Origin of the sequence: Rhodococcus pyridinivorans, from assembly GCF_900105195.1 — a bacterium.
GTDB lineage: Bacteria > Actinomycetota > Actinomycetes > Mycobacteriales > Mycobacteriaceae > Rhodococcus > Rhodococcus pyridinivorans.
Genome location: NZ_FNRX01000002.1, coordinates 340,260 through 361,644 on the forward strand (window position 1 = coordinate 340,260; position 21,385 = coordinate 361,644).

The 21,385-nt window shown below is 68.0% G+C and carries 17 protein-coding genes, 1 tRNA gene and 1 pseudogene; 9 read left to right on the plus strand and 10 right to left on the minus strand.

The genetic code is table 11. The features are described from left to right. The first annotated feature begins 48 nt into the window (after positions 1 to 48). Positions 49 to 1,308: a glycosyltransferase 87 family protein gene (locus BLV31_RS02205; protein ID WP_064061440.1), complete on the plus strand. Its 1,260-nt coding sequence runs from the start codon at positions 49 to 51 to the stop codon at positions 1,306 to 1,308. Between the two features lie 164 nt (positions 1,309 to 1,472). Beyond that, positions 1,473 to 3,134, plus strand: a complete 1,662-nt coding sequence (locus BLV31_RS02210) for a catalase (RefSeq protein WP_006553313.1) — start codon at positions 1,473 to 1,475, stop codon at positions 3,132 to 3,134. Positions 3,135 to 3,208: 74 nt separating this feature from the next. Here BLV31_RS02210 and BLV31_RS02215 read toward each other — a convergent pair whose 3' ends face one another. From BLV31_RS02215 to BLV31_RS02250, 8 genes and pseudogenes are all read right to left on the minus strand, one after another. Next, entirely contained in the window at positions 3,209 to 4,207 is a 999-nt protein-coding gene (locus tag BLV31_RS02215) for an MDR family oxidoreductase (RefSeq protein ID WP_064061439.1), read from the minus strand. A 46-nt stretch (positions 4,208 to 4,253) separates the two neighbouring features. After that, a complete protein-coding gene (locus tag BLV31_RS02220) occupies positions 4,254 to 6,536 on the minus strand; it encodes a heavy metal translocating P-type ATPase (protein ID WP_064061438.1) in 2,283 nt (760 codons plus the stop codon). Positions 6,537 to 6,562: 26 nt separating this feature from the next. Continuing rightward, a complete protein-coding gene (locus BLV31_RS02225; protein ID WP_064061437.1) occupies positions 6,563 to 7,525 on the minus strand; it encodes a DUF8832 domain-containing protein in 963 nt (320 codons plus the stop codon). Beyond that, positions 7,522 to 7,728 (minus strand): heavy-metal-associated domain-containing protein, encoded by a 207-nt coding sequence (locus BLV31_RS02230; RefSeq protein WP_033098103.1) that lies wholly within the window; start codon positions 7,726 to 7,728, stop codon positions 7,522 to 7,524. The genes BLV31_RS02225 and BLV31_RS02230 overlap by 4 nt, the downstream gene beginning before the upstream one ends. 29 nt (positions 7,729 to 7,757) lie before the next feature. Next, on the minus strand, positions 7,758 to 8,105 hold the full coding sequence (locus BLV31_RS02235) for a metal-sensitive transcriptional regulator (RefSeq protein ID WP_033098102.1): 348 nt from the start codon (positions 8,103 to 8,105) through the stop codon (positions 7,758 to 7,760). A 247-nt stretch (positions 8,106 to 8,352) separates the two neighbouring features. Then, positions 8,353 to 8,558: pseudogene (locus BLV31_RS02240) on the minus strand (hypothetical protein). Between the two features lie 185 nt (positions 8,559 to 8,743). After that, on the minus strand, positions 8,744 to 9,448 hold the full coding sequence (locus BLV31_RS02245) for a methyltransferase domain-containing protein (RefSeq protein WP_006553306.1): 705 nt from the start codon (positions 9,446 to 9,448) through the stop codon (positions 8,744 to 8,746). Between the two features lie 129 nt (positions 9,449 to 9,577). Further along, positions 9,578 to 9,660, minus strand: a tRNA-Leu gene (locus tag BLV31_RS02250). 202 nt (positions 9,661 to 9,862) lie between these two features. Here BLV31_RS02250 and BLV31_RS02255 point away from each other — a divergent pair. The 7 genes from BLV31_RS02255 (at position 9,863) to pknB (ending at position 19,757) form a co-directional block, all read left to right on the plus strand. Next, complete coding sequence (locus BLV31_RS02255; protein WP_064061436.1) at positions 9,863 to 11,224, plus strand: FhaA domain-containing protein; 1,362 nt, start codon at positions 9,863 to 9,865, stop codon at positions 11,222 to 11,224. Between the two features lie 154 nt (positions 11,225 to 11,378). Beyond that, positions 11,379 to 11,840, plus strand: a complete 462-nt coding sequence (locus tag BLV31_RS02260) for an FHA domain-containing protein FhaB/FipA (protein WP_006550946.1) — start codon at positions 11,379 to 11,381, stop codon at positions 11,838 to 11,840. Further along, positions 11,837 to 13,366, plus strand: a complete 1,530-nt coding sequence (locus BLV31_RS02265; RefSeq protein ID WP_006550945.1) for a PP2C family protein-serine/threonine phosphatase — start codon at positions 11,837 to 11,839, stop codon at positions 13,364 to 13,366. The genes BLV31_RS02260 and BLV31_RS02265 overlap by 4 nt, the downstream gene beginning before the upstream one ends. Continuing rightward, entirely contained in the window at positions 13,366 to 14,814 is a 1,449-nt protein-coding gene (locus BLV31_RS02270; RefSeq protein ID WP_064061435.1) for an FtsW/RodA/SpoVE family cell cycle protein, read from the plus strand. Before BLV31_RS02265 ends, BLV31_RS02270 begins: the two co-directional genes overlap by 1 nt. Then, positions 14,811 to 16,295 (plus strand): peptidoglycan D,D-transpeptidase FtsI family protein, encoded by a 1,485-nt coding sequence (locus tag BLV31_RS02275; RefSeq protein ID WP_006550943.1) that lies wholly within the window; start codon positions 14,811 to 14,813, stop codon positions 16,293 to 16,295. The genes BLV31_RS02270 and BLV31_RS02275 overlap by 4 nt, the downstream gene beginning before the upstream one ends. Before the next feature lies 1 nt (position 16,296). Beyond that, positions 16,297 to 17,856, plus strand: coding sequence for a serine/threonine-protein kinase (locus tag BLV31_RS02280; protein WP_064061434.1), 1,560 nt, complete (start codon positions 16,297 to 16,299; stop codon positions 17,854 to 17,856). After that, positions 17,853 to 19,757, plus strand: a complete 1,905-nt coding sequence (gene pknB / locus BLV31_RS02285; RefSeq protein WP_006550941.1) for a Stk1 family PASTA domain-containing Ser/Thr kinase — start codon at positions 17,853 to 17,855, stop codon at positions 19,755 to 19,757. Before BLV31_RS02280 ends, pknB begins: the two co-directional genes overlap by 4 nt. A 67-nt stretch (positions 19,758 to 19,824) precedes the next feature. On the opposite strand, the gene BLV31_RS02290 is transcribed toward pknB, so the two are convergent. Together BLV31_RS02290 and BLV31_RS02295 are read right to left on the minus strand one after the other, a co-directional pair. After that, positions 19,825 to 20,487: an aminodeoxychorismate/anthranilate synthase component II gene (locus tag BLV31_RS02290; protein ID WP_006550940.1), complete on the minus strand. Its 663-nt coding sequence runs from the start codon at positions 20,485 to 20,487 to the stop codon at positions 19,825 to 19,827. A gap of 154 nt (positions 20,488 to 20,641) precedes the next feature. Beyond that, positions 20,642 to 21,367, minus strand: coding sequence for a DUF881 domain-containing protein (locus tag BLV31_RS02295; RefSeq protein ID WP_024102564.1), 726 nt, complete (start codon positions 21,365 to 21,367; stop codon positions 20,642 to 20,644). Positions 21,368 to 21,385 lie beyond the last annotated feature (18 nt).

The following is a 21,385-nucleotide window of genomic DNA, read 5'->3' on the forward strand; positions in this document are numbered from 1 at the left end:
TCCCCACGTCGGACCGGAACGAATATCGGAATTGACTAAAGTTGCCGGGTGCGACAATCACGGCTGACTCCGACCGGTTCGACGACGCCTCCGTTCCTCACCGGATCTCGCGGTACCGCCGTCGCGGTGATCGCGTCGCTCGTCTCCGCGGGTGTGCTCATCGCGATCCTCGTCAGAAGCGAACTCATCGACTTCCTGGTCTACCGGATGGGCGCGCGGGTCCTGCTCGACGGCGCCGACATCTACGGGCAGATGCCTCCGGTGACCGATGACTTCGCGTTGCCGTTCACCTACCCGCCGCTGTCGGCGATGCTCTTCGCTCCCCTGGCGCTGATCCCCGTGACGTTCGGCAAGATCGTCTTCACCCTCGTCTCGGTCGCCGCGCTCGTCGTCACCCTACGGGTCGTGCTGGACCGGCTCCGTCCGGACTTCGAGGCGCGGACGGCGTGGATCGTCACCGCGGTCGCGGTCGCCGGAGCACTGTTGCTCGAACCCGTGCGTGAGACGATCTCGTTCGGGCAGATCAACCTCGTCCTGATGGCGCTCGTCGCCCTCGACGTCCTGGTGAAGACCCCGAAGTGGCCGCGCGGAATGCTGATCGGACTGGCCGCCGCCGTCAAGCTCACGCCCATCGCGTTCCTGCTGCTGTTCCTGCTGCGGCGCGACCGGCGGACCAGTGCCACCATCATCGCGTCGACCTTCGGGTTCACCGCCCTCGCATTCGCCGTGATGCCCGCGACCTCCGCGAAGTACTGGCTGGACACCCTGCCCGACACCGGCCGGATCGGCGCCGCGTACTTCGCCACCAACCAGTCCTTCAAGGCCGTGATCTCCCGCTTCGGGCCGCCCGAACTCATGGCTTCCGTGCTGTGGCTGCTGGCCGTCGCGGTGATGCTGCTGGTCGCGGTGGTGGCCATCCGCCGTGCCCTCGAGCAGGGCGATCTCGTGCTCGCCCTGTTGGCGAACGCGACGGCCGTGCTGCTGGCGTCGCCGGTGTCGTGGTCGCACCACTGGGTGTGGGTCGCGCCGGCACTGCTGGCCCTCGCACTAGCGGCGGGGCGCGCAACCGATGCGCAGAGACTCACCGCGATCGCCGTCGGCGTCACGCTCGTTTTCCTGATCGGCCCGCACCACCTGTTCCCCACGGGAGGCGATCTCGAACTCGGCTGGGCCGCATGGCAGCACCTGCTCGGCACGCTCTACGTCACGGCCGGATTCGGATTCCTGCTCTGGCTCGCCTTCGGTCGGCGGACCGATCCGGACTCCGCCTCACCGAAACAACTGCCGAACGCGGAGACCGCGAGTTGATCGTGTAGACGGTGCGCCGGTTGTCGGGCATCCGGGTTGTTGTTCGCGAAAGGCCGACGAGAACCCGGAAAGAACGTAATAGTGAGAGGATGTCGCCCCCGCACAGGACGGTCGACAACTCGATTACGAGAAAGCCCATCAACTGCATCCGAGGGGAGAACACCGTGACCGATGTTTCGTCGCAGGGCCCGGCCCGGAGAGACGACCGACGTGTGTTGACGAACCGCCAGGGCCATCCCGTATACGACAACCAGAATCAGAGGACGGTGGGCCCACGCGGACCCGCGACGCTGGAGAACTATCAGTTCCTCGAAAAGATCAGCCATTTCGATCGAGAACGCATTCCGGAAAGAGTGGTGCACGCGCGCGGTTTCGTCGCCTACGGATATTTCGAAGCCACCGGGAAATGGGGCGATGAACCCATCACGAACTACACGCGCGCGAAACTCTTCGCCGAGCCGGGGAAGCGGACCGACGTCGCCATCCGGCTCTCCACGGTCATCGGTGGACGCGACTCGTCGGAAACCGCCCGCGATCCGCGAGGTTTCGCGGTCAAGTTCTACACCGAGGACGGTAACTGGGATCTTGTCGGAAACAACCTCGCGGTCTTCTTCATTCGCGACGCGATCAAGTTCCCCGACGTCATCCATTCGCTGAAGCCCGACCCCGTCACTTTCCGGCAGGAACCCGCACGCATCTTCGACTTCATGTCGCAGACCCCCGAAGCAATGCACATGCTGGTGAATCTGTTCAGTCCCCGGGGCATTCCGGCCAACTACCGGACTCAGCAGGGCTTCGGGGTCAACACCTACAAGTGGGTCAACGCCGAGGGCGTGACACACCTCGTGAAATACCATTGGATTCCGAAGATCGGTGTCAAGAGCCTGACCGAGGACGACGCGGCGGCCATTCAGGCGCACGATCTCGGGCATGCCAGCAAGGACATGTACGAGGCCATCGAGCGCGGTGACCATCCCGAATGGGAACTGCGCGTACAGATGATGAGCGACGACGACCATCCGGAGTTGAACTTCGACCCCCTGGACGACACGAAGGTCTGGCCGGAGAACGAATTCCCCGCCATGCCGGTCGGCAGGATGGTGATCGACCGCAACGTCGAGAACCACTTCCTCGAGAACGAACAGATCTCCTTCGGCACCGGCGTCCTCGTCGACGGACTCGACTTTTCCGACGACAAGATGCTCGTAGGACGCACGTTCTCCTATTCCGACACGCAGCGTTACCGGGTGGGTCCCAATTACCTGCAACTTCCGGTCAACTCGGCGAAGAACGCCCACGTGGCCACCAATCAGCAGGGCGGACCGATGGCATACGGCGTCGACGATGTCGGCGACAACCCGCACGTGAACTACGAACCGTCCATCACCGGCGGTCTGCGCGAGGCCGAGTTCCCGACCCACGACGATCAGGGGCCGGAGATCCGGGGTCGTCTCACGCGCAAACGTATTCCGCGTACCAACGACTACGAGCAGGCAGGTCAGCGCTACCAGCTCATGGAGCAGTGGGAGAAGGACGACCTGGTGAAGAACCTCGTCGACGGTATCGGTCAGGCCGTCCGCGACGTGCAGGAGCGGATGGTGTGGCACTTCTTCATGTGCGACGACGAGCTCGGACAACGCGTCGGCGACGGACTCGGTATCAGTGCCGACGACGTACGGGATCTACCTCCGTTGCAGAGCCAGACCCTCGACGAGGACGAACTGCAACGCGCAGCGAATCTCGGCAAGAACGGTCCCCGTGATGTGACCGGATTACAGATGACGCATTGCGTGCCCAACGAGCGCGAGGTCCACGCGTCCTCGTAGCGTCCGTCCGTCTCGGCCCGGTGGGCAGTCACTTGTCGAAGTGGCTGCCCACCGGTCGTTCTCCGGAACCGTTCTCAGGCGGTGACGTCGACGACCACCCGGCCGCGCACCTTGCCCGCGAGGATCTCCTCGGCTAGTCGTGGGACGTCCGAGAGCGGTTCGACCCGCGACAGCGAATCCAGGGTGCTCGCAGGCAGATCGCGGGCGAGACGATCCCATGCCGACCGGCGCAGCGGAGCCGGCGCCATCACCGAGTCGACGCCCAGCAAGGCGACGCCGCGCAGGATGTGCGGCATCACCGTGGCATCGGGCATCGACGGCGACTCCGTGAGACCGCACGCGGCGACGGCACCGCCGTAGCGGATCTGCGACAGCACGTTCACGAGCGTCGAACCGCCCACCGCGTCCACCGCGGCATCCCAGCGTTCCTTGCCCAGGGGCCGGCCCTTGCCCTGCAGTTCGGCGCGGTCGACGAACGACGACGCACCGAGTTCGCTCAGGAAGTCGTGGGTCTCGGGACGGCCGGTCGCGGCGACGACCGTGTGTCCCGCGGAAGCGGCGAGGGCGACGGCGATCGACCCGACGCCACCGGCCGCGCCGGTGACGAGCAGTTCCGCGTCCGATGCGATCCCGTACCGCTCGAGCGCGTCGAGGCACAGGGCGGACGTGTAGCCGGCGGTGCCGATGGCCATGGCGTCGCGGGTGGAGAAGGCGTCGGGGATGCGCACGAGCCATTCGGGCTTCACACGCTGGCGCCGGGTGTACCCGCCAGACTGGGTCTCGGACAGACCCCAGCCGTTGACGACGACGCGGTCGCCCGGCTTCCAGTCGGGATTGCTGCTCTCGAGGACGGTCCCGGCGAGATCGGCTCCGGCGACCAGCGGGGTGCGTCGCGCCATCTTCTGCGGTCCCGCGACCACGAGACCATCCTTGTAGTTCAGCGAGGAGTACTCGACCTCGACGAGGACGTCGTGGTCGGGAAGGTCGGTGTCGGTCAGTTCGCGGAACTGTGCCACCTGGCCGTCGTCGGTGTCGTCGACGACCAGGGCACGGAAGGAGGACTGCTGTGTCATGGATCCGATCCTGACAGGCCGTCCTCCTCCCTGCAGCCTAAAGCGGTCAGGCCGCGTGTGCGCGGAACCGTCGCAGTCGCAGGCTGTTGGAGACCACGAAGACCGACGAGAACGCCATCGCGGCACCGGCGAGCATCGGGTTCAGCAGGCCCGCGGCCGCCAGCGGCAGTGCCGCGACGTTGTATGCGAACGCCCAGAACAGGTTGCCCTTGATCGTCGTCAGCGTCCGGCGCGACAACCGGATGGCGTCGACCGCGACCATGAGGTCGCCGCGGACCAACGTCAGGTCGCTCGCCTCGATCGCGACGTCGGTGCCCGTGCCCATCGCCAGGCCCAGGTCGGCGCGGGCGAGCGCCGCGGCGTCGTTGACACCGTCGCCGACCATCGCGACCACCGCGCCTTCGCGCTGGAGTCGCTCGACCACGTCGACCTTGTCGGTGGGCAGCACGTCGGCGATCACGTCGGCCTCGTCGATGCCGACCTCGGCCGCCACGGTGTGCGCGACGGCGGCGTTGTCGCCGGTGAGCAGGATCGGACGCAGGCCGAGTTCCCGCAGTTCGGCGACGGCCTTCGCGGAGGTCGGCTTGACTGCGTCCGCCACGACGACGATGCCGCGGGCCTTTCCGTTCCAGCCGACGGCGATGGCCGTGCCACCGGACTTCTGGGCCTGCTCGAACGCCTGCTGCAGCTTCTCGGAGAGGTGCTGCGACCAGTCGGCCAGCAGCTTCGGGCGTCCCACCAGCACCGCGCGGCTGGTGTCGCCCTCGACGAGCACTCCCTGGACACCGAGACCCTCGACGTTCGTGAAGTCCTCGACCTGGGGCAGGCCGCCGAACCTGTCCGCAGCAGCATCGCTGACGGCACGTGCGATCGGGTGTTCCGACGCCGACTCGAGTGCCCCGGCGTACCGCAGCACCTCGTCGGCGTTCTCACCGTCGTCGGCGACGACCTCGCGCAGGGTCATCCGGCCGGTGGTGACCGTGCCGGTCTTGTCGAGAACCACGGTGTCGACCGAGCGGGTCGATTCGAGGACCTCGGGGCCCTTGATGAGGATGCCGAGCTGAGCGCCGCGACCGGTACCGACCATCAGCGCGGTCGGGGTGGCCAGGCCGAGGGCGCAGGGGCAGGCGATGATCAGCACGGCGACCGCCGCGGTGAAGGCCGCCGCGGGCCCGTTGCCGGTGCCGAGCCAGAAACCGAGGGTGCCGGCCGCGATCAGCAGGACGATCGGCACGAAGATGCCGGAGATCCGGTCGGCCAGACGCTGCACCTGGGCCTTGCCGTTCTGGGCGTCCTCCACCAGCTTCGCCATCTGCGCGAGCTGGGTGTCGGAGCCGACGCGGGTCGCACGCACCACCAGTCGTCCACCGACGTCGACCGTTCCGCCGACGACACTGTCGCCCACACCGACCTCGACGGGAACCGATTCACCGGTCAGCATCGACGCGTCGACCGCCGACGTGCCCCGTGCGATCACACCGTCGGTGGCGATCTTCTCGCCCGGACGCACGACGAACAGGTCGCCGACCGCCAACTGCTCCACCGGAATCCGGGTCTCGGTGGTCCCGTCCGGTCCGAGGACCGCGACGTCCTTGGCTCCGAGTTCGAGCAGGGCATGCAGGGCGGCGCCGGCACGTCGCTTCGACCGTTGCTCGAAGTAGCGCCCGGCGAGGATGAACGTCGTGACACCGGCCGCGGCCTCGAGATAGATGTTGCCGCTGCCGTCGCCCCGCGCGATGGTGAACTCGAAGGGGTGGACCATCCCCGGTTCACCCGCCGTTCCCCAGAACAGGGCGTAGACCGACCACCCTAGGGCGGCAAGGGTTCCCAGCGACACGAGCGTGTCCATGGTGGACGTGCCGTGGCGCAGGTTGATCCACGCCGCCCGGTGGAACGGCCAGGCACCCCACACCACGACCGGCGCGGCGAGGGTGAGGGAGAGCCACTGCCAGTTGGTGAACTGCAGGGCGGGGATCATCGCCATCGCGATCACCGGCACCGTCAGGATCGCCGAGACGACGAGTCGGTGGCGAAGCGCCGCAACAGGATCGGCTTCAGGCACGTCATCGGACCGGTCCGTTGCCCGAGCGGGTGGTGGCGGCAGTGCGGCACCGTAGCCGGCCTGTTCGACGACCGTGACGAGTTGCTCGGGTGTCATGTCGTCGGGGTAGGTGACCTTCGCCTTCTCGGTGGCGTAGTTGACGGTCGCGGTGACGCCGTCGAGCTTGTTGAGCTTGCGCTCGATGCGATTGGCGCAGGATGCGCAGGTCATGCCGGTGATGGCGAGCTCGATCGATTCGGCGGCGACCGGCTGACTCTGCGTGGTCATGTGCGTCTCCTCGGAAGAATGGGCCGTCAGCGGCCGGAATGGCTGTGGTCACCGTGTGCGCCGGACCCCGGCTGCACCTCGCCGGTGCCTCCGGCGGTGAGGGTGAAGGCCGCGGTGCGAACCACTCCGTCGTGCTGGAAGTCGAGATAGAGGTGATAGGTGCCGGCACTCGGGACGGAGGTGTGGAAGACGACCTCGGGACCGGGTCGTGTGGTGCCGTCGCCGGGTGTCCCGTCCGGATGGACGTGCAGATAGGCGAGGTCACCGCCGCGCAGTGCCACCAGGTGTCCGTAGGCACCGAGATAGGGCTGCAGGTCGGTGAGCGGCCGTCCGTCCTTGCTCACCGTGAGGGTGAGCATCGCGTCGCTGCCCGACGACAGGTCGCCGTCGAGGGTGACCTCGTAGTCGTCGACGGTTGCGGTGCGGTTGTCGGCCTGCGGTGCGGCAGGAACGAATTCGCCTGCCACCGCGAGGTCGGTGCCCAACGTGAGCGGCTCTCCCCCGGTGGGTGTGAAGTCGGTGAAGACCCTCCACGTGCCGGGCGTGAGGTCGACGTCGACGGACCAGATGCCGGTGTTCTCGTCGAGCACGGGATGGACGTGCTGGAATCCGGTGAAGTCGCGTCGCACGGCGATCAGGTGCAGCTCTTTGTCGTGGGTGACGTCGAAGTCGGTCACCGGCGCGCCGCCGGGACCGTTGATCGCGAATGTCAGGTTCCTGTCCTCGCCCGACCCGAGGTCGGTCTCGGCGAGTGCGAGGGCATAACCGTTCCGATACGTCATCAGTCCTCCCGGGATTTCTTCCACAGCAGGTGTTTCCGCGGCGTCGCCGCTGGCGGTGTCGTCACCGTGACCGGCATCGTGGGCGCTCGCGGCAGGATCCTCGGTCTGCTCCTCCACCGGGCCGACGGTCGCGCCGACGAGCAGCGCGATACCGAAGACCGCGGCTACGGCGGCGACGAAGCCGGTGAGCTTGGCCGGGGTGTTCATGTGAGGCTGTAACCGGCCTCCTCGACGGCGGCCGCGACGGCGGCATCGTCGAGGGACTCGGCGCTCGTGACGGTGACGGCACCGGTGGCCAGATCGACCGCGACGTTCTCGACGCCCGGGATCTCCTGGACCTCTTCGGTGACCGACGCGACGCAGTGCTCGCAGGTCATGCCGGTGACGGTGTAGGTGCTGGTCCGGCTCATGGGAACTCCTCGGATACGGGTCTGGACGATCAGGAACGGACGAGTCGCGCGATGGCGTCGCCGGCTTCCTTCAACTTGAGGTCGGCCTCGTCGCCGCCGGCGCGCACGGCACCGGCCACGCAGTGCGCCATGTGCTCGTCGAGCAGACCGAGCGCGACGGCCTCGAGGGCCTTCTTCATCGCCGCGATCTGCGTGAGGATGTCGATGCAGTACTTCTCTTCCTCGACCATCCGCTGCAGGCCGCGGGCCTGCCCCTCGATGCGACGCAGTCGCTTGAGGTAGTCGGCCTTGGTGTTGTTGGCGATATAGCTGTGCTGATGCGCGTCGTCGTGTGCGACGGCATCGGTGTGCACGGTCTCGCTCGGGGTATTCGGCATCGGAATCGTCCTTGTCGCGTCGGTCGTCCTGGCAGATACCATACCCCCCTAGGGTATGCACGGCAACCAACAGACTGCGCAGGCTATTTGCTCAGGTAGAGGCGCATGACATCGTGATGGCTGCAAGAGTGCCCAGCATCCCTCGAAAATGCGGGGCCGCTCCGAAGAGGTTCCGTAGCCGGTGGACGACATGCCCGAGCGCCTCACGAGGCGATCGAGCGCCTCGTAGCCGATTCGTCGCGGGACGTCACGGCACGTGCATCATCTTCCCGGCGAGGGTGAACAGCCGGCGGGAGAGCCGGATGACAGGGATACCCAGTGGGATCAGCAGGATCGTCACGCACAACACCGCACCCAGGAGCATCACCACGGCGGCGACGATCCCCAGAACGGTGCCGAGCAGGGCGGTGAGAAGTCGAGCACGACATTCAGTAGGCCACTCAGAGCACGCATGACGACCTCCTACCCCCATCTCCCATTGTGCGCCGGTCTCGCGCTGTATCTCACCGGACCGCAACTCGCCGGCGCGCACGGCAATCGACGGACACGAGTACCCACCGGAGTGCCGGTACCGCGGAGTTGGTCGAGTGAGTAGCCGGATCGGGAAGGGCGCGGCCACCCTGCGCCCTTCCTTTCGCTCAGGGAAACCCGGTGCGGCGGCACACCAGCATGTGGTGGGCGCCCTTCTGGAATCGGTAGTCGACCTCCACGACCTCACCGTCGATGCCGTGTTCCCGGAGATCGGTGAGCAGTTCGTCCAGGTAGGGGCAGAGGACCGAGGTTCCGGACTCCACGAGCGGGAAGATGCGCAGTTCGTCCCGGGCGACACGCATCAGTTCCCGGATCGCGTCGAGGTGGAAGGTGCGGTCGAGTCGGTCGGCGTAGCTGAACAGCAGGTGCGAACTGAGCACGAGATCGAATGCCGCATCGGGGAACGGCAGGGACGGCAACCACCCGGCGACATATCGGTGCGGATGCCGACGGATGTCCTCGGCGAAATCCCGGACCGCCTGCCGCCGCACCCGTGCGTGTTCGTCGGGGTCGGCGAAGAACGTCCAGTCGTAGTTCTCGGCGTGGTCCCGGATGTACCGGTTCCCGCGCTCGGCCTCAGCAGCGGCAACGACGGTGAGGTGCTCAGCGTCGGAGTCGGAGTAGGCCGTGTCGCAGGCCGTCACGTCACCACCGAGGCGGTTCACCACGGCGGTGAAGCCCGCCGCGCCGGCCGGGCAGTCCAGGATCCTCCGCGACAGATCGTCGTCGGAGAGGTCGAACATCGACCGGTACTCGTCCAGGGAGCGCGAGCTGATGAGGATTGCGCCGATATCTGCCGTGTTGGGAGTCACCGGGCCATCACCGCCCCAGTAAAGCACGGCCGAAAAGGCATCGGATCGGGGCCGGACAAACGAAAACGAGGTCACGATCTCCGAAGAGTTCGTGACCTCGTCCGTCGCAGTTCGTGGAACTGCACACTGTGGGCGAAGGGGGACTTGAACCCCCACGTCCCGAAGGACACTGGCACCTGAAGCCAGCGCGTCTGCCATTCCGCCACTCGCCCGAGCAACGCCGAAAACAGTAACACACACCGGAGCCGAACAACTATTCGCCTGGTCAGAGGGCCGCGAACACTTCCGGCTCGATCGCCGAGCACATCCGGGCGAGACGTGCCGCATGCCTCAGGGTCGAATCCGGGGAAAAGTGGATACCATGCAGTGACGAGATCTGCATTGCGACACGCTGAGTACGGAAAGGGGGTCGCCATGGGCATCGCCCAGCGCTTCGAGCGCAAACTCCAGGCCGCGATCGGCGACGCTTTCGCCCGCGTGTTCGGCGGCGGCGTCGTGCCCCAGGAAGTCGAGGCGGCGCTGCAGCAGGAGGCAACGGACGGCGTCCGACAGCTCGATCGGGGCCACATGCTCGCCCCCAATCACTACGTCATCACGATCAGCGAAACCGATCACGACGCCCTCGCAGCGGATCGGGACTTGACTGTGAAGGCATTCTCCCGTCACCTTGAGGACTTCATCCGAGAACAGGGATGGCAGACATACGGTGAGATCCAAGTCGTCTTCGAGTCGTCGTCGGCACTGCACACCGGGCAGTTCCGGACTCGCGGCTCGGTAGATCCCGATGCGGGGCGCTCAGCGACGCGTGCTCCGTCACCGCGGAACCCGCAGAACCGCCCACCCGTGACCTCTGAACCAGGAGCTGGCCCAATGACGCAGAACCCCGGCTACGACCCCAGCCGTGACCCCGCCGAGGCGGAACCGCAGTACGCACGCAACGGTCACGCGCACGTCGGCCAGGAGCAGCGCTACAACCAGGGCTACGGCAACGCCGGCTACGACCAGGCTCCCGGCGGTTACGACCAGCAGGGCGGTTACGACCAGCAGGGCGGTTACGACCAGCAGGGCGGTTACGACCAGCAGGCGTACGGCCAGGCCTACAGCGAGCAGGACTACCAGCAGGGCGGTTACGACCAGCAGGGCGGTTACGACCAGCAGGGTGGCTACGACCAGCAGGCCTACGGCGCTCGAGGCGCCCAGCCGCAGGCGTACGGCCAGGACTACCCGCAGCAGGGCGGGTACGACCAGCAGGCGTACGGCCAGCAGGGTTACGCACAGCCCGGTTACGACCAGGCCTACCAGGACCAGGGCTACCAGCAGGGCGGCTACGACCAGCAGGCCTACGGCCAGCAGAGCTACGCACAGCCGGGTTACGACCAGCAGTACGGCGCGCAGCAGGGCGGTTACGACCAGGGCTACGCCGCCGCGGCCCCCGGCTACGACCAGGGTTACCAGCAGGCCGGCTACCAGTCCCCCGCCGCCGGCCGGGTGCTGACCGCAACGCTCCAGCTCGAGGACGGCAGCGGCCGCTACTACCAGCTCCGCGAGGGCAGCAACATCATCGGCCGCGGCCAGGACGCACAGTTCCGCTTGCCCGACACCGGCGTCTCGCGTCGCCACATCGACATCCGCTGGGACGGCCAGGTCGCGATGCTCTCCGATCTCGGGTCGACGAACGGCACGACGGTCAACGGCGCCTCGGTGCAGGACTGGCAGCTCGCCGATGGTGACGTGATTCGCGCCGGGCACTCCGAAATCCTCGTGCGCATCCTCTGATCAGCCGGTATCGAAAGACCTACCGGACCCGTTCATACCGTCCGACGCGTGTGACAGCGCGTCGGACGCTGCATGGAGTCGTCCGGTGTCCGTATTGTGAGTGACCGCACGACCTGGAATACGACCGGTCGACTACCCCGAAGGAGGATGCACCGTGCAGGGGCTGATTCTGCAGCTGACCCGAGCGGGATTCCTCCTCCTGCTGTGGTTGTTCGTATGGGCGGTGTTGCGCACGCTCCGGTCCGACATCTACGCCGGTGCCGCGCGACCGCTCCCGCGTTACTCGCCCAAGCAGTCGGTGCTGCCGACGCTGAGCCGTAACAAGACCGCCAAGTACCTGGTGGTCACGCAGGGCGCGCTGGCCGGCACGAGGATCACGCTCGGCACCCAGCCGGTTCTCATCGGCCGTGCCGACGACTCCACACTCGTGCTGACCGACGACTACGCATCCACGCGCCACGCACGCCTGTCGCCACGAGGTTCCGACTGGTACGTCGAAGACCTGGGGTCGACGAACGGCACGTATCTCGACCGCGCGAAGGTCACCACCGCTGTCCGTGTCCCGCTCGGAACCCCGGTCCGGGTGGGCAAGACCGTGATCGAGCTCCGCCCGTGACCCTCGTACTCCGATATGCCGCCCGCAGCGATCGCGGCCTCGTGCGCTCCAACAACGAGGACTCCGTCTACGCCGGTGCCCGCCTGCTCGCCCTCGCCGACGGCATGGGCGGCCACGCGGCCGGTGAGGTCGCCTCACAGCTGATGATCGCGGCGCTCGCCCACCTCGACGACGACGAGCCGGGCGGCGACCTCCTCGGTAAGCTCGCCGCGGCCGTCCGCGAAGGCAACGCCTCCATCGCCGACCAGGTCGAGGAAGAACCCGAGCTCGACGGCATGGGCACGACGCTCACGGCCATCCTGTTCGCAGGCAGCAAACTCGGACTCGCCCACATCGGCGATTCCCGCGCCTATCTGCTGCGCGACGACCAGCTCACCCAGATCACCCGCGACGACACCTTCGTGCAGTCGCTCGTGGACGAGGGCCGCATCACCCCCGAGCAGGCGCACACGCACCCGCAGCGGTCGTTGATCATGCGCGCCCTGACGGGCAGCGAGGTCGAACCGACCCTCACCGTGCGCGAGGCCCGCGCCGGCGACCGCTACCTCGTGTGCTCCGACGGTCTGTCCGACGTCGTCAGCGACGAGACGATCGCCGACACCATGCGGCAGGGCACGCACGACGAGTGCGCCGACCGGCTCATCGAGCTGGCGCTGCGCAGCGGCGGCCCCGACAACGTCACCGTGGTCGTCGCCGACGTGATCGATCTCGACTACGGCCAGTCGCATCCCATCGTCGCCGGAGCGGCATCCGCGGACGACGACGAGGACACTCCCCCGCCGAACACCGCAGCGGGTCGCGCCGCCGCGATGCGGCCACCGCGCGCCACCCCGAAGCGGGTCATCAACAAGGCCCCGGAACCGGCGCCGAAGAAGAAGCGCAGCCGCCTGTGGTGGCCGGTCGCCGCCGTCGTGATCATCGCGGTGCTGGTCGGTGGCCTGTTCGTCGGCCGCCAGCTGATCCGCAACAACTACTACGTCGGCGCCGACGACGGTCGCGTGACCGTGCTGCGCGGTATCCCCGGCGACGTCTTCGGTTACTCGCTGCAGGAGGCCGCGCGCGTCGGGTGCGTCACCGACGAGGGCGACCTCACGCTCGTCGATCCGAACAGCGCGTCGTGCCGGGTCATGCTCGTCGACGACCTGTGGCCCGCCGCTCGCGAGCAGGTCCGTGCCGGGCTTCCGTCGGGGTCGCTCGACGACACCCGCGAGCAGATGCAGCGGCTCGCCGAACTGGACCTGCTGCCGGTGTGCACCCCGGAGGAACCCGAGCCGGCTCCCGCACCGGCCCCCGGCCCGGGAGAGCCGACGCCGACGCCCGGACCGAACGGCACCCCGCCCACCGAGACACCCACGGTGCAGCCGCCGGCGTCCGGTGAGCCGCAGCCGGGCCAACCGGCACCGGCCTCCCAGCCCGGCGAACTGCTTCCCGGCGAGCCGACTCCCGGCGAACCCGCTCCGAACACGGAGCCGGCTCCCGAGCCCGCGCCCCAGATCCCCGGTCAGAACTGCAGGGTGGGCGCCTGATGTCGGTGTCCCATGGTGTGGGGGACTTCCCGAGCCCTCCGGGAGGTTTCGCCCCGGCGCCCGTCCAGTCGACCCGGCGCAACACCGAACTGGCCCTGATCGTCGCGGCCATCGGTGTCACGACGGTGTCGCTCATGCTCGTCGAGGTCTCGATGGAGCAGGCGCTGACCCTCGACCTGCTCAAGTACGGGGTGACCTTCGCTGCGCTGTTCCTCGCCGCGCACCTCGCGGTCCGGCGCTTCGCGAAGTACGCCGATCCCCTGCTGTTGCCGATCGTTGCGCTGCTCAACGGTCTCGGACTCGTGCTCATCCACCGGCTCGACCTGTCCGATCAGGAGAACGCCCGTTACATGGGCCTGCCGCCGCCGTCGCCCGATGCGACGCAGCAGGTGCTGTGGACGGCGCTCGGCATCGCGCTGTTCATCGTCGTGCTCGTGTTCCTGCACGACTACCGTCTGCTCGCGCGGTTCAGCTACACGCTCGGTCTCATCGGCCTGATCGCACTCGCGATCCCGGCCCTGCTGCCGAGCAGGTTCTCCGAGGTCAACGGCGCCAAGATCTGGATCCGGCTGCCCGGTTTCAGCATCCAGCCCGGCGAGTTCGCGAAGATCCTGCTGATCATCTTCTTCGCATCGGTCCTGGTGGCGAAGCGCGACCTGTTCACCACCGCAGGCAAGCACTTCCTGGGGATGGACTTCCCCCGCGCCCGCGATCTCGGCCCGATCCTGGCGGCCTGGATCATCTCGATCGGTGTGATGGTCTTCGAGAAGGACCTCGGCACGTCGCTGCTGCTGTTCACCACCGTGCTGGTGATGCTCTACATCGCGACCGAACGTGTCGGCTGGCTGATCATCGGATTCTCGTTGCTCGCCGTCGGCTTCTACGCGGCGTACCAGATGTTCGGTCACGTGCGGGTGCGCGTGGAGACCTGGCTCGATCCGCTCGCCGACTACAACAACACCGGCTACCAGATCTCCCAGTCGCTGTTCGGTCTCGCGACCGGCGGAGTCGCCGGCACCGGCCTGGGCAGCGGACGGCCGGGGCAGGTGCCGTTCGCGAAGACCGACTTCATCGTCTCCGCGATCGGTGAGGAACTCGGCCTGATCGGCCTGGCCGCCATCCTGCTGTTGTTCCTGATCCTCGTCGTCCGCGGCATGCGCACGGCGCTGGCGGTGCGCGACAGCTTCGGCAAGCTGCTCGCCGCCGGCCTGTCGTTCACCCTCGCCGTCCAACTGTTCGTGGTGGTCGGCGGTGTCACGAAGTTGATCCCCCTGACCGGCCTGACCACACCGTTCGTGTCCTACGGTGGTTCGTCGCTGCTCGCAAACTATCTGCTCCTGGCTCTGTTGATGAAGATCTCGCACGCTGCCCGCCAACCCGCGATCCCCCGTAAGAAAGCGCCCACGCCGATCGCCGAGGCCAAGACGGAAATGATGGGGCGCGAATGAACGGTCCGCTCCGCAAGGTCGCGATGGCCGTGATGTTCATGGTCGTCGCGCTGCTCGCAAACGCCACCTACGTGCAGGTCATCAAGGCCGACGATCTCCGTACCGATCCGCGCAACTCGCGTGTGCTGATCGACGAGTACTCCCGTCAGCGCGGACAGATCGTCGCGGCCGGTCAGGCTCTCGCGGTGTCGGTGCCCACCGACAGCCGCTACAAGTACCTGCGCGAATACCCGGCGCCGCCGACCCAGCCGATGAGCCCGCTGGCCTACGCGCCGGTGACCGGCTTCTACTCGATGCAATACGGCAGCACCGGACTCGAACGGTCCGAGGATTCGCTGCTCAACGGTTCCGACAACCTGCTGTTCGGACGTCGACTGTTCGACCTGGTGTCGGGCCGCAACCCGCGCGGCGGAAACGTCGTGTCCACGATCGATCCGGTCGTTCAGCAGGTGGCCTACGACGAGCTGACCTCGAAGGGTTACACGGGCTCGGTGGTCGCGATCGAACCGAGCACCGGCAGGATCCTCGGGATGGTGAGCACGCCGAGTTACGACCCCAACCGGTTGTCGGGACACGACGGCGCCGCGACCTCGCAGGCCTGGGACGAGCTCAACGCCGATCCCGAGAAGCCGATGCTCAACCGCGCGATCTCCCAGACCTACCCTCCGGGCTCGACCTTCAAGGTCGTCGTGACGGCGGCCGCGCTCGAGAACGGCGTCACCCCCGACACGCAGTTCACCGCAGCGCCGCAGATCACCCTGCCCGACACCGCGACGACCCTCGAGAACTACGGCGGGGCCGCGTGCGGCGACGCATCGACGGTGACGCTGCGGGAGGCGTTCGCGCGGTCGTGCAACACGGCCTTCGTCGAGATGGGCATCGACGACGGACGCGAGGCCCTGGTCTCGCAGGCGGAGAAGCTCGGCATCGGCGAGACCCTCGACGTCCCGCTGCCCGTCGCGGCGAGCACCGTCGGCCCCATCCCGGACGGCGCGGCACTCGGCCAGTCGAGCATCGGCCAGCGGGATGTGGCCCTCACTCCGTTGCAGAACGCGTCGATCGCCGCGACCATCGCCAACGGCGGGGTGCGCATGAAGCCGTATCTCGTCGACCGTCGGCAGGGGCCCGACCTGACGGTGCTCGAGGAGACCAAGCCCGAATCGCTGGGCCAGGCGATCTCGCCGGAGGTCTCGGCGACCCTCACCGACCTGATGATCGGTGCCGAGAACAACGCCGGCGGTGGCGGTGCCATCCAGGGTGTGCAGATCGCGTCGAAGACGGGCACCGCGGAACACGGCAACGATCCGCGGAACACCCCGCCGCACACCTGGTACATCGCATTCGCACCTGCACAACAACCCCGCATCGCCGTCGCGGTGATCGTGGAGGACGGCGGCGACCGAGCTCTCGCCGCGACCGGCGGTTCGGTGGCCGCCCCGATCGGACGGGCCGTCATCTCGGCCGGATTACAGGGAGGCTGACATGGCTCTGAGCAGCGGCGCCATGATCGCCGACCGTTACCGTCTCCAGCGACTCATCGCGACCGGCGGAATGGGTCAGGTGTGGGAAGGACTCGACACCCGGCTCGACCGGCGGGTCGCGGTGAAGGTCCTCAAGGCCGAGTTGTCCGGCGACGAGGACTTCCTCGCCCGGTTCCGTTTCGAGGCCCGCACCACCGCCCAGCTCAACCATCCCGGCATCGCCGGGGTGTTCGACTACGGCGAGACCACCGACGCCGAGGGCCAGTCCATCGCCTATCTCGTGATGGAACTCGTACACGGCGAACCGCTCAACGCCGTCCTGTCGCGGCTCGGACGCCTGTCGCTGCCGCACGCGCTCGACATGCTCGAGCAGACCGGACGCGCCCTGCAGGCGGCCCACAACGCCGGCGTGGTGCACCGCGACGTCAAGCCCGGCAACATCCTCATCACCCCGACGGGCCAGGTGAAGATCACCGACTTCGGTATCGCGAAGGCAGTCGACGCCTCCCCGGTCACCCGCACCGGCATGGTGATGGGCACCGCACAGTACATCGCTCCCGAGCAGGCACTGGGTCAGGAGGCGACGTCCGCGAGCGACGTGTACTCGCTGGCCGTCGTCGGCTACGAGGTGCTGTCGGGACGCCGTCCGTTCCTCGGCGACAGCGTCGTGACCGTCGCGATGAAGCATGTCCAGGAGACCCCGGCGCCGCTGCCGACGGATCTTCCGCCCGAGGTGCGCGAACTCATCGAGATCGCGATGTCGAAGGACCCGGCCTACCGCTATTCGAACGGTGGCGAATTCGCCAACGCCGTCGCTGCGGTGCGGTCCGGACGGCCCGTGCCCCCGCCCGGCAACGTGCCGCCGGTGACCAGCGCCAACCGCGTGCTTCCGCCCGGCGTGCCCGGGACGGCCCACACTTCTTCGACCCGTGCCCTGCACCCGACGCAGTACGACCAGACGGCCTATTCGTCGATTCCCCGCTCGGCTCAGCCGCCGACCGCCGGCCGTCCGCCGGTGGCAGGTCCGCCGACAACGGGAGTGCCCGCCGACGATGACGGACGACGGTCCCCGAGTCCCACAGCGCTGGCCTGGGCCGCAGGTGCGGCAGTGGTGCTCGCCCTCGTGACGCTGGGAATCGTGCTGTTGGGTGGCGACGACGAGGAGACCCCGCGCGCTCCGTCTCCGACGACGCAACTCACCACGACCCGCGCGACCACCACGACGACCCGTCCGCCGCTGACCACCACGACGACGTTCGTGCCGCTGCCGCCGCCCGTCGAGACGGAGACCTTCACGCCTCCTCCGACCACGACGACGACGCAGCCGCCGACGACCACGGTGGAGCCGACGACCGAGCCGACCACGACGCAACCGCCCACCACCACGACCGCCCCGACCACGACGACGACCACCACAGCGGAGGACACGGGTGGCGGCGACGGCGGCACGGGCGGCGCGGAGGGTAACGGCGACGACGAGACCGACCCCGAGGCCGCCGGTGGAGGGGACGATAATTCATCCGAAACCAGCAACGGTACGAACAACCAAGGAACGTCATGACCACACCCCGCAAGCTCTCCTCCCGCTACGAGCTGGGTGAGATCCTCGGCTTCGGCGGTATGTCCGAGGTGCACCTCGCGCGGGATCTGCGGCTCGGCCGGGATGTGGCCATCAAGGTGTTGCGCGCCGACCTCGCACGCGACCCCACGTTCTACCTGCGCTTTCGGCGCGAAGCGCAGAATGCCGCTGCGCTGAACCATCCGGCGATCGTCGCCGTCTACGACACCGGTGAGGCCGAGACCGAGGCCGGGCCGCTCCCGTACATCGTCATGGAGTACGTCGAGGGCGACACGCTGCGCGACATCGTGCGCGCCGACGGGCCGATGACCCCCAAGCGGGCGATGGAGATCATCGCCGACGTGTGCGCGGCCCTGGACTTCAGCCACCGCAACATGATCGTGCACCGCGACGTGAAGCCGGCCAACGTCATGATCAACAAGGCCGGCGCGGTGAAGGTCATGGACTTCGGCATCGCCCGGGCCATCTCCGACGCCGCGAGCCCGATGACGCAGACCGCCGCGGTGATCGGCACCGCACAGTACCTCTCCCCGGAGCAGGCGCGCGGTGAACAGGTCGACGCCCGGTCCGACGTGTACTCGGTGGGCTGCGTCCTGTTCGAGATCCTCACCGGCGAGCCCCCCTTCAAAGGCGACTCGCCCGTCGCGGTGGCCTACCAGCACGTGCGGGAGGATCCGCCGCTGCCGTCATCGGTGAATTCGTCGGTGCCGCCCGAGCTCGACTCGGTGATCCTCAAGGCGATGGCGAAGAACCCCGCGAACCGCTACCAGTCGGCCGCGGAGATGCGCAGCGACCTGATCCGCGTGCTGAGCGGGCAGCGTCCGAGTGCGCCGATGGTGATGACCGACGAGGACCGCACGACGCTGATCGACTCCGTCGACAACAACACGGGGCGGCACGGCCGCGTCGCGGCCGCCGGAGCCGCCGGGGCACCCGCCGAGGATTCCGGCGGCGGCTCAGTTCTCAAAAAGGTGCTGCTCGGCATCGCCGCGCTCGCCGTGGTCGGTATCGTCGGCGTCTTCCTGTGGTCGCTCGGACCCGGTTCGACGGCCGCCCAGGTCACGGTGCCCGACGTCCGCAACGTCTCCGCCGAGCTCGCCGAGAGCCAGCTGCAGAACGCCGGCTTCCGGGTCTCGATCCAGCAGAAGAGCGATCCGGTCGTCGCGAACGGCAACGTCATCAACACCCGTCCCGTGCCCGGGAGCCAGGCCGAGGAGGGTTCGACCGTCACCCTCGAGGTCTCGACAGGACCGGAACAGGTGCAGATCCCGCGGCTCGAAGGCATGACGCAGGAACGCGCAGCCCAGGAGCTGTCCGCCGCCGGTCTCCGGCTCGACCCGAACGTCGGACGTGCTCCGTCGAATGCCGACGACGAGGACCTCGTCGTCGACCAGAGCCCCGGTGCGGGAGCCAGCGTCGACCGCGACAGCCCCATCACCATCACTTTGGGATCCGGCCCCGAACTGGTGCGCGTCCCCAACGTCGTGGGCCAGACCGTCGAGGTGGCGAGCGACAACATCGAGGGTGCCGGTTTCGAGGTCGTCGTCGAGAACATCGACTCCAGCGAGACCGAGGGCACCGTCGTGTCGACGAGTCCGGCCGGTGGCGCCTCCACCGAACAGGGGTCGACGGTGACGGTGCGGGTGTCCAACGGCGACCGCATCGAGATGCCCGTCGTCACCAACCGGTCGGTGTCGGATGCACTCGCCGCTCTGCGCGGCGCCGGCTGGACGGGCAACGCCTCTCAGCTCCAGCAGACGCGTGAGGCCACACTCGATGTCGATCTCGTCGGCACCGTGATCACGCAGGCCCAGCCGCCGGGTTCGGAGATCTCGAAAAACCAGCCCCTCACCGTGGGCGTCGGTGTGCTCGGCATCCGCTGAACGAGCTTTCGACGAAAGGCGCCGATCCTCGAAGGACCGGCGCCTTTCTCGTCGGAAATGGGGTGCGTCAGGCGGCTCCGCCGTCGAGCGCGCGTGCCATCTGCGCCTCGAGGCGCGCGACGAGCGTCTCGTCCGGTGCCTCGCCGCAGGCCGCGAGCCAGTTCGCGAGCATGCGGTGACCGCCCTGGGTGAGCACCGATTCGGGGTGGAACTGCACACCGTGGATCGGCAGCTCGGCGTGACGCAGGGCCATGACGATGCCGGTCTCCGTGTGGCCGGTGGGCTCGAGTTCGGCGGGCATCGTCTCGGGCAGCACGGTCAGCGAGTGGTAGCGGGTCGCGGTGAACGGATCGGGCAGGCCCGCGAGCACACCGGCACCGTTGTGACGAACCAGGCTGGTCTTGCCGTGCAGCAGCTCGGGGGCGCGATCGACGGTCGCGCCGAACGCGACACCGATGGACTGGTGGCCGAGGCACACACCGAGCAGCGGAGTGCTGCTGTCGGCACATGCCTTGACCAGATCGATGCTCGCCCCGGCGCGTTCGGGTGTGCCCGGCCCTGGGCTGAGGAGGATGCCGTCGTACTCCTTCGCGACCCGCGCGAGAGCACCCGGTGCGGTGAGCCGCTCGTCATCGTTGCGCCACACGTCGGCCGTCGTTCCGAGCTGCCCCAGATACTGGACCAGGTTGAAGACGAAGCTGTCGTAGTTGTCGACGACGAGAATGCGCATGAGACGAGGGTACTCAGTGGCCGGTAGAGGGCGACCCGCCCGGTGGCCGGTAGAGGGCGACCCGCCCGGTGGCCGGTAGAGGGCGACCCGCCCGGTGGCCGGCAGAGGGCGACCCGCCCGGTGGCCCGATTCGGACAGTGCTCCCGGGCACCGCTCAGCGCGCGGACGAACTACCGGTATAGGCGGGGACCGACAGATCCTCCGACGCCTGCTGCGTGTAGCCGAGTTGATAGCGGGCCGCGTACTGCTTGTAGATGCGGATACCGGGCTCGGCGTCGAGCGCGGCCTGCAGCCGTGCCGGGTCGCCGAGCGCGGTGACGACATAGGGCGGTGAGTAGGTGCGTCCGTGCAGCAGCAGCGTGTTGCCGATGCAGCGTGGCGCCGACGTCGCGACGATCCGCTGATCCTGCATGGCCACGGCCTCGGCACCGCCGGCCCACATCGCGTTGAGCACGCTCTGCACGTCCTGCTGGTGCACGACGAGATCGTCGGGTGAGGCACCGGACGGATAGCGTCCGTTGGCGTCGCGGGGTGCGTCGGTGAGAGTGACGGTCACGCCCGGACCGCGGCGGGCCACGAGTCCGGCCGGGTCCTCGATCGCGGACAGGTCGTCGAGCACCGCGGCGACGTCCTCGTCGTTCACCGCGGCACGGTCCTGGAGTTCGTCGATGCGGGTAGTGAGATCGTCTCGGGTGGCGGCCAGTTCGTCGGCCTTCTCCTGCGCGGCCCGGACCAGATCGGACAGTCGCGGGGAGTCGCCGGCGCGCAGTTCGTCGCCTTCGGACACTCCGCGGGTGGTACCCACGAGCAGACCGGCCACGAGGCAGACGACGAGGGTCGCGACACCCCACACGGGCGCGCGCAGTCGTCGTTCCGACACGTCGTACCTCCGATCCTG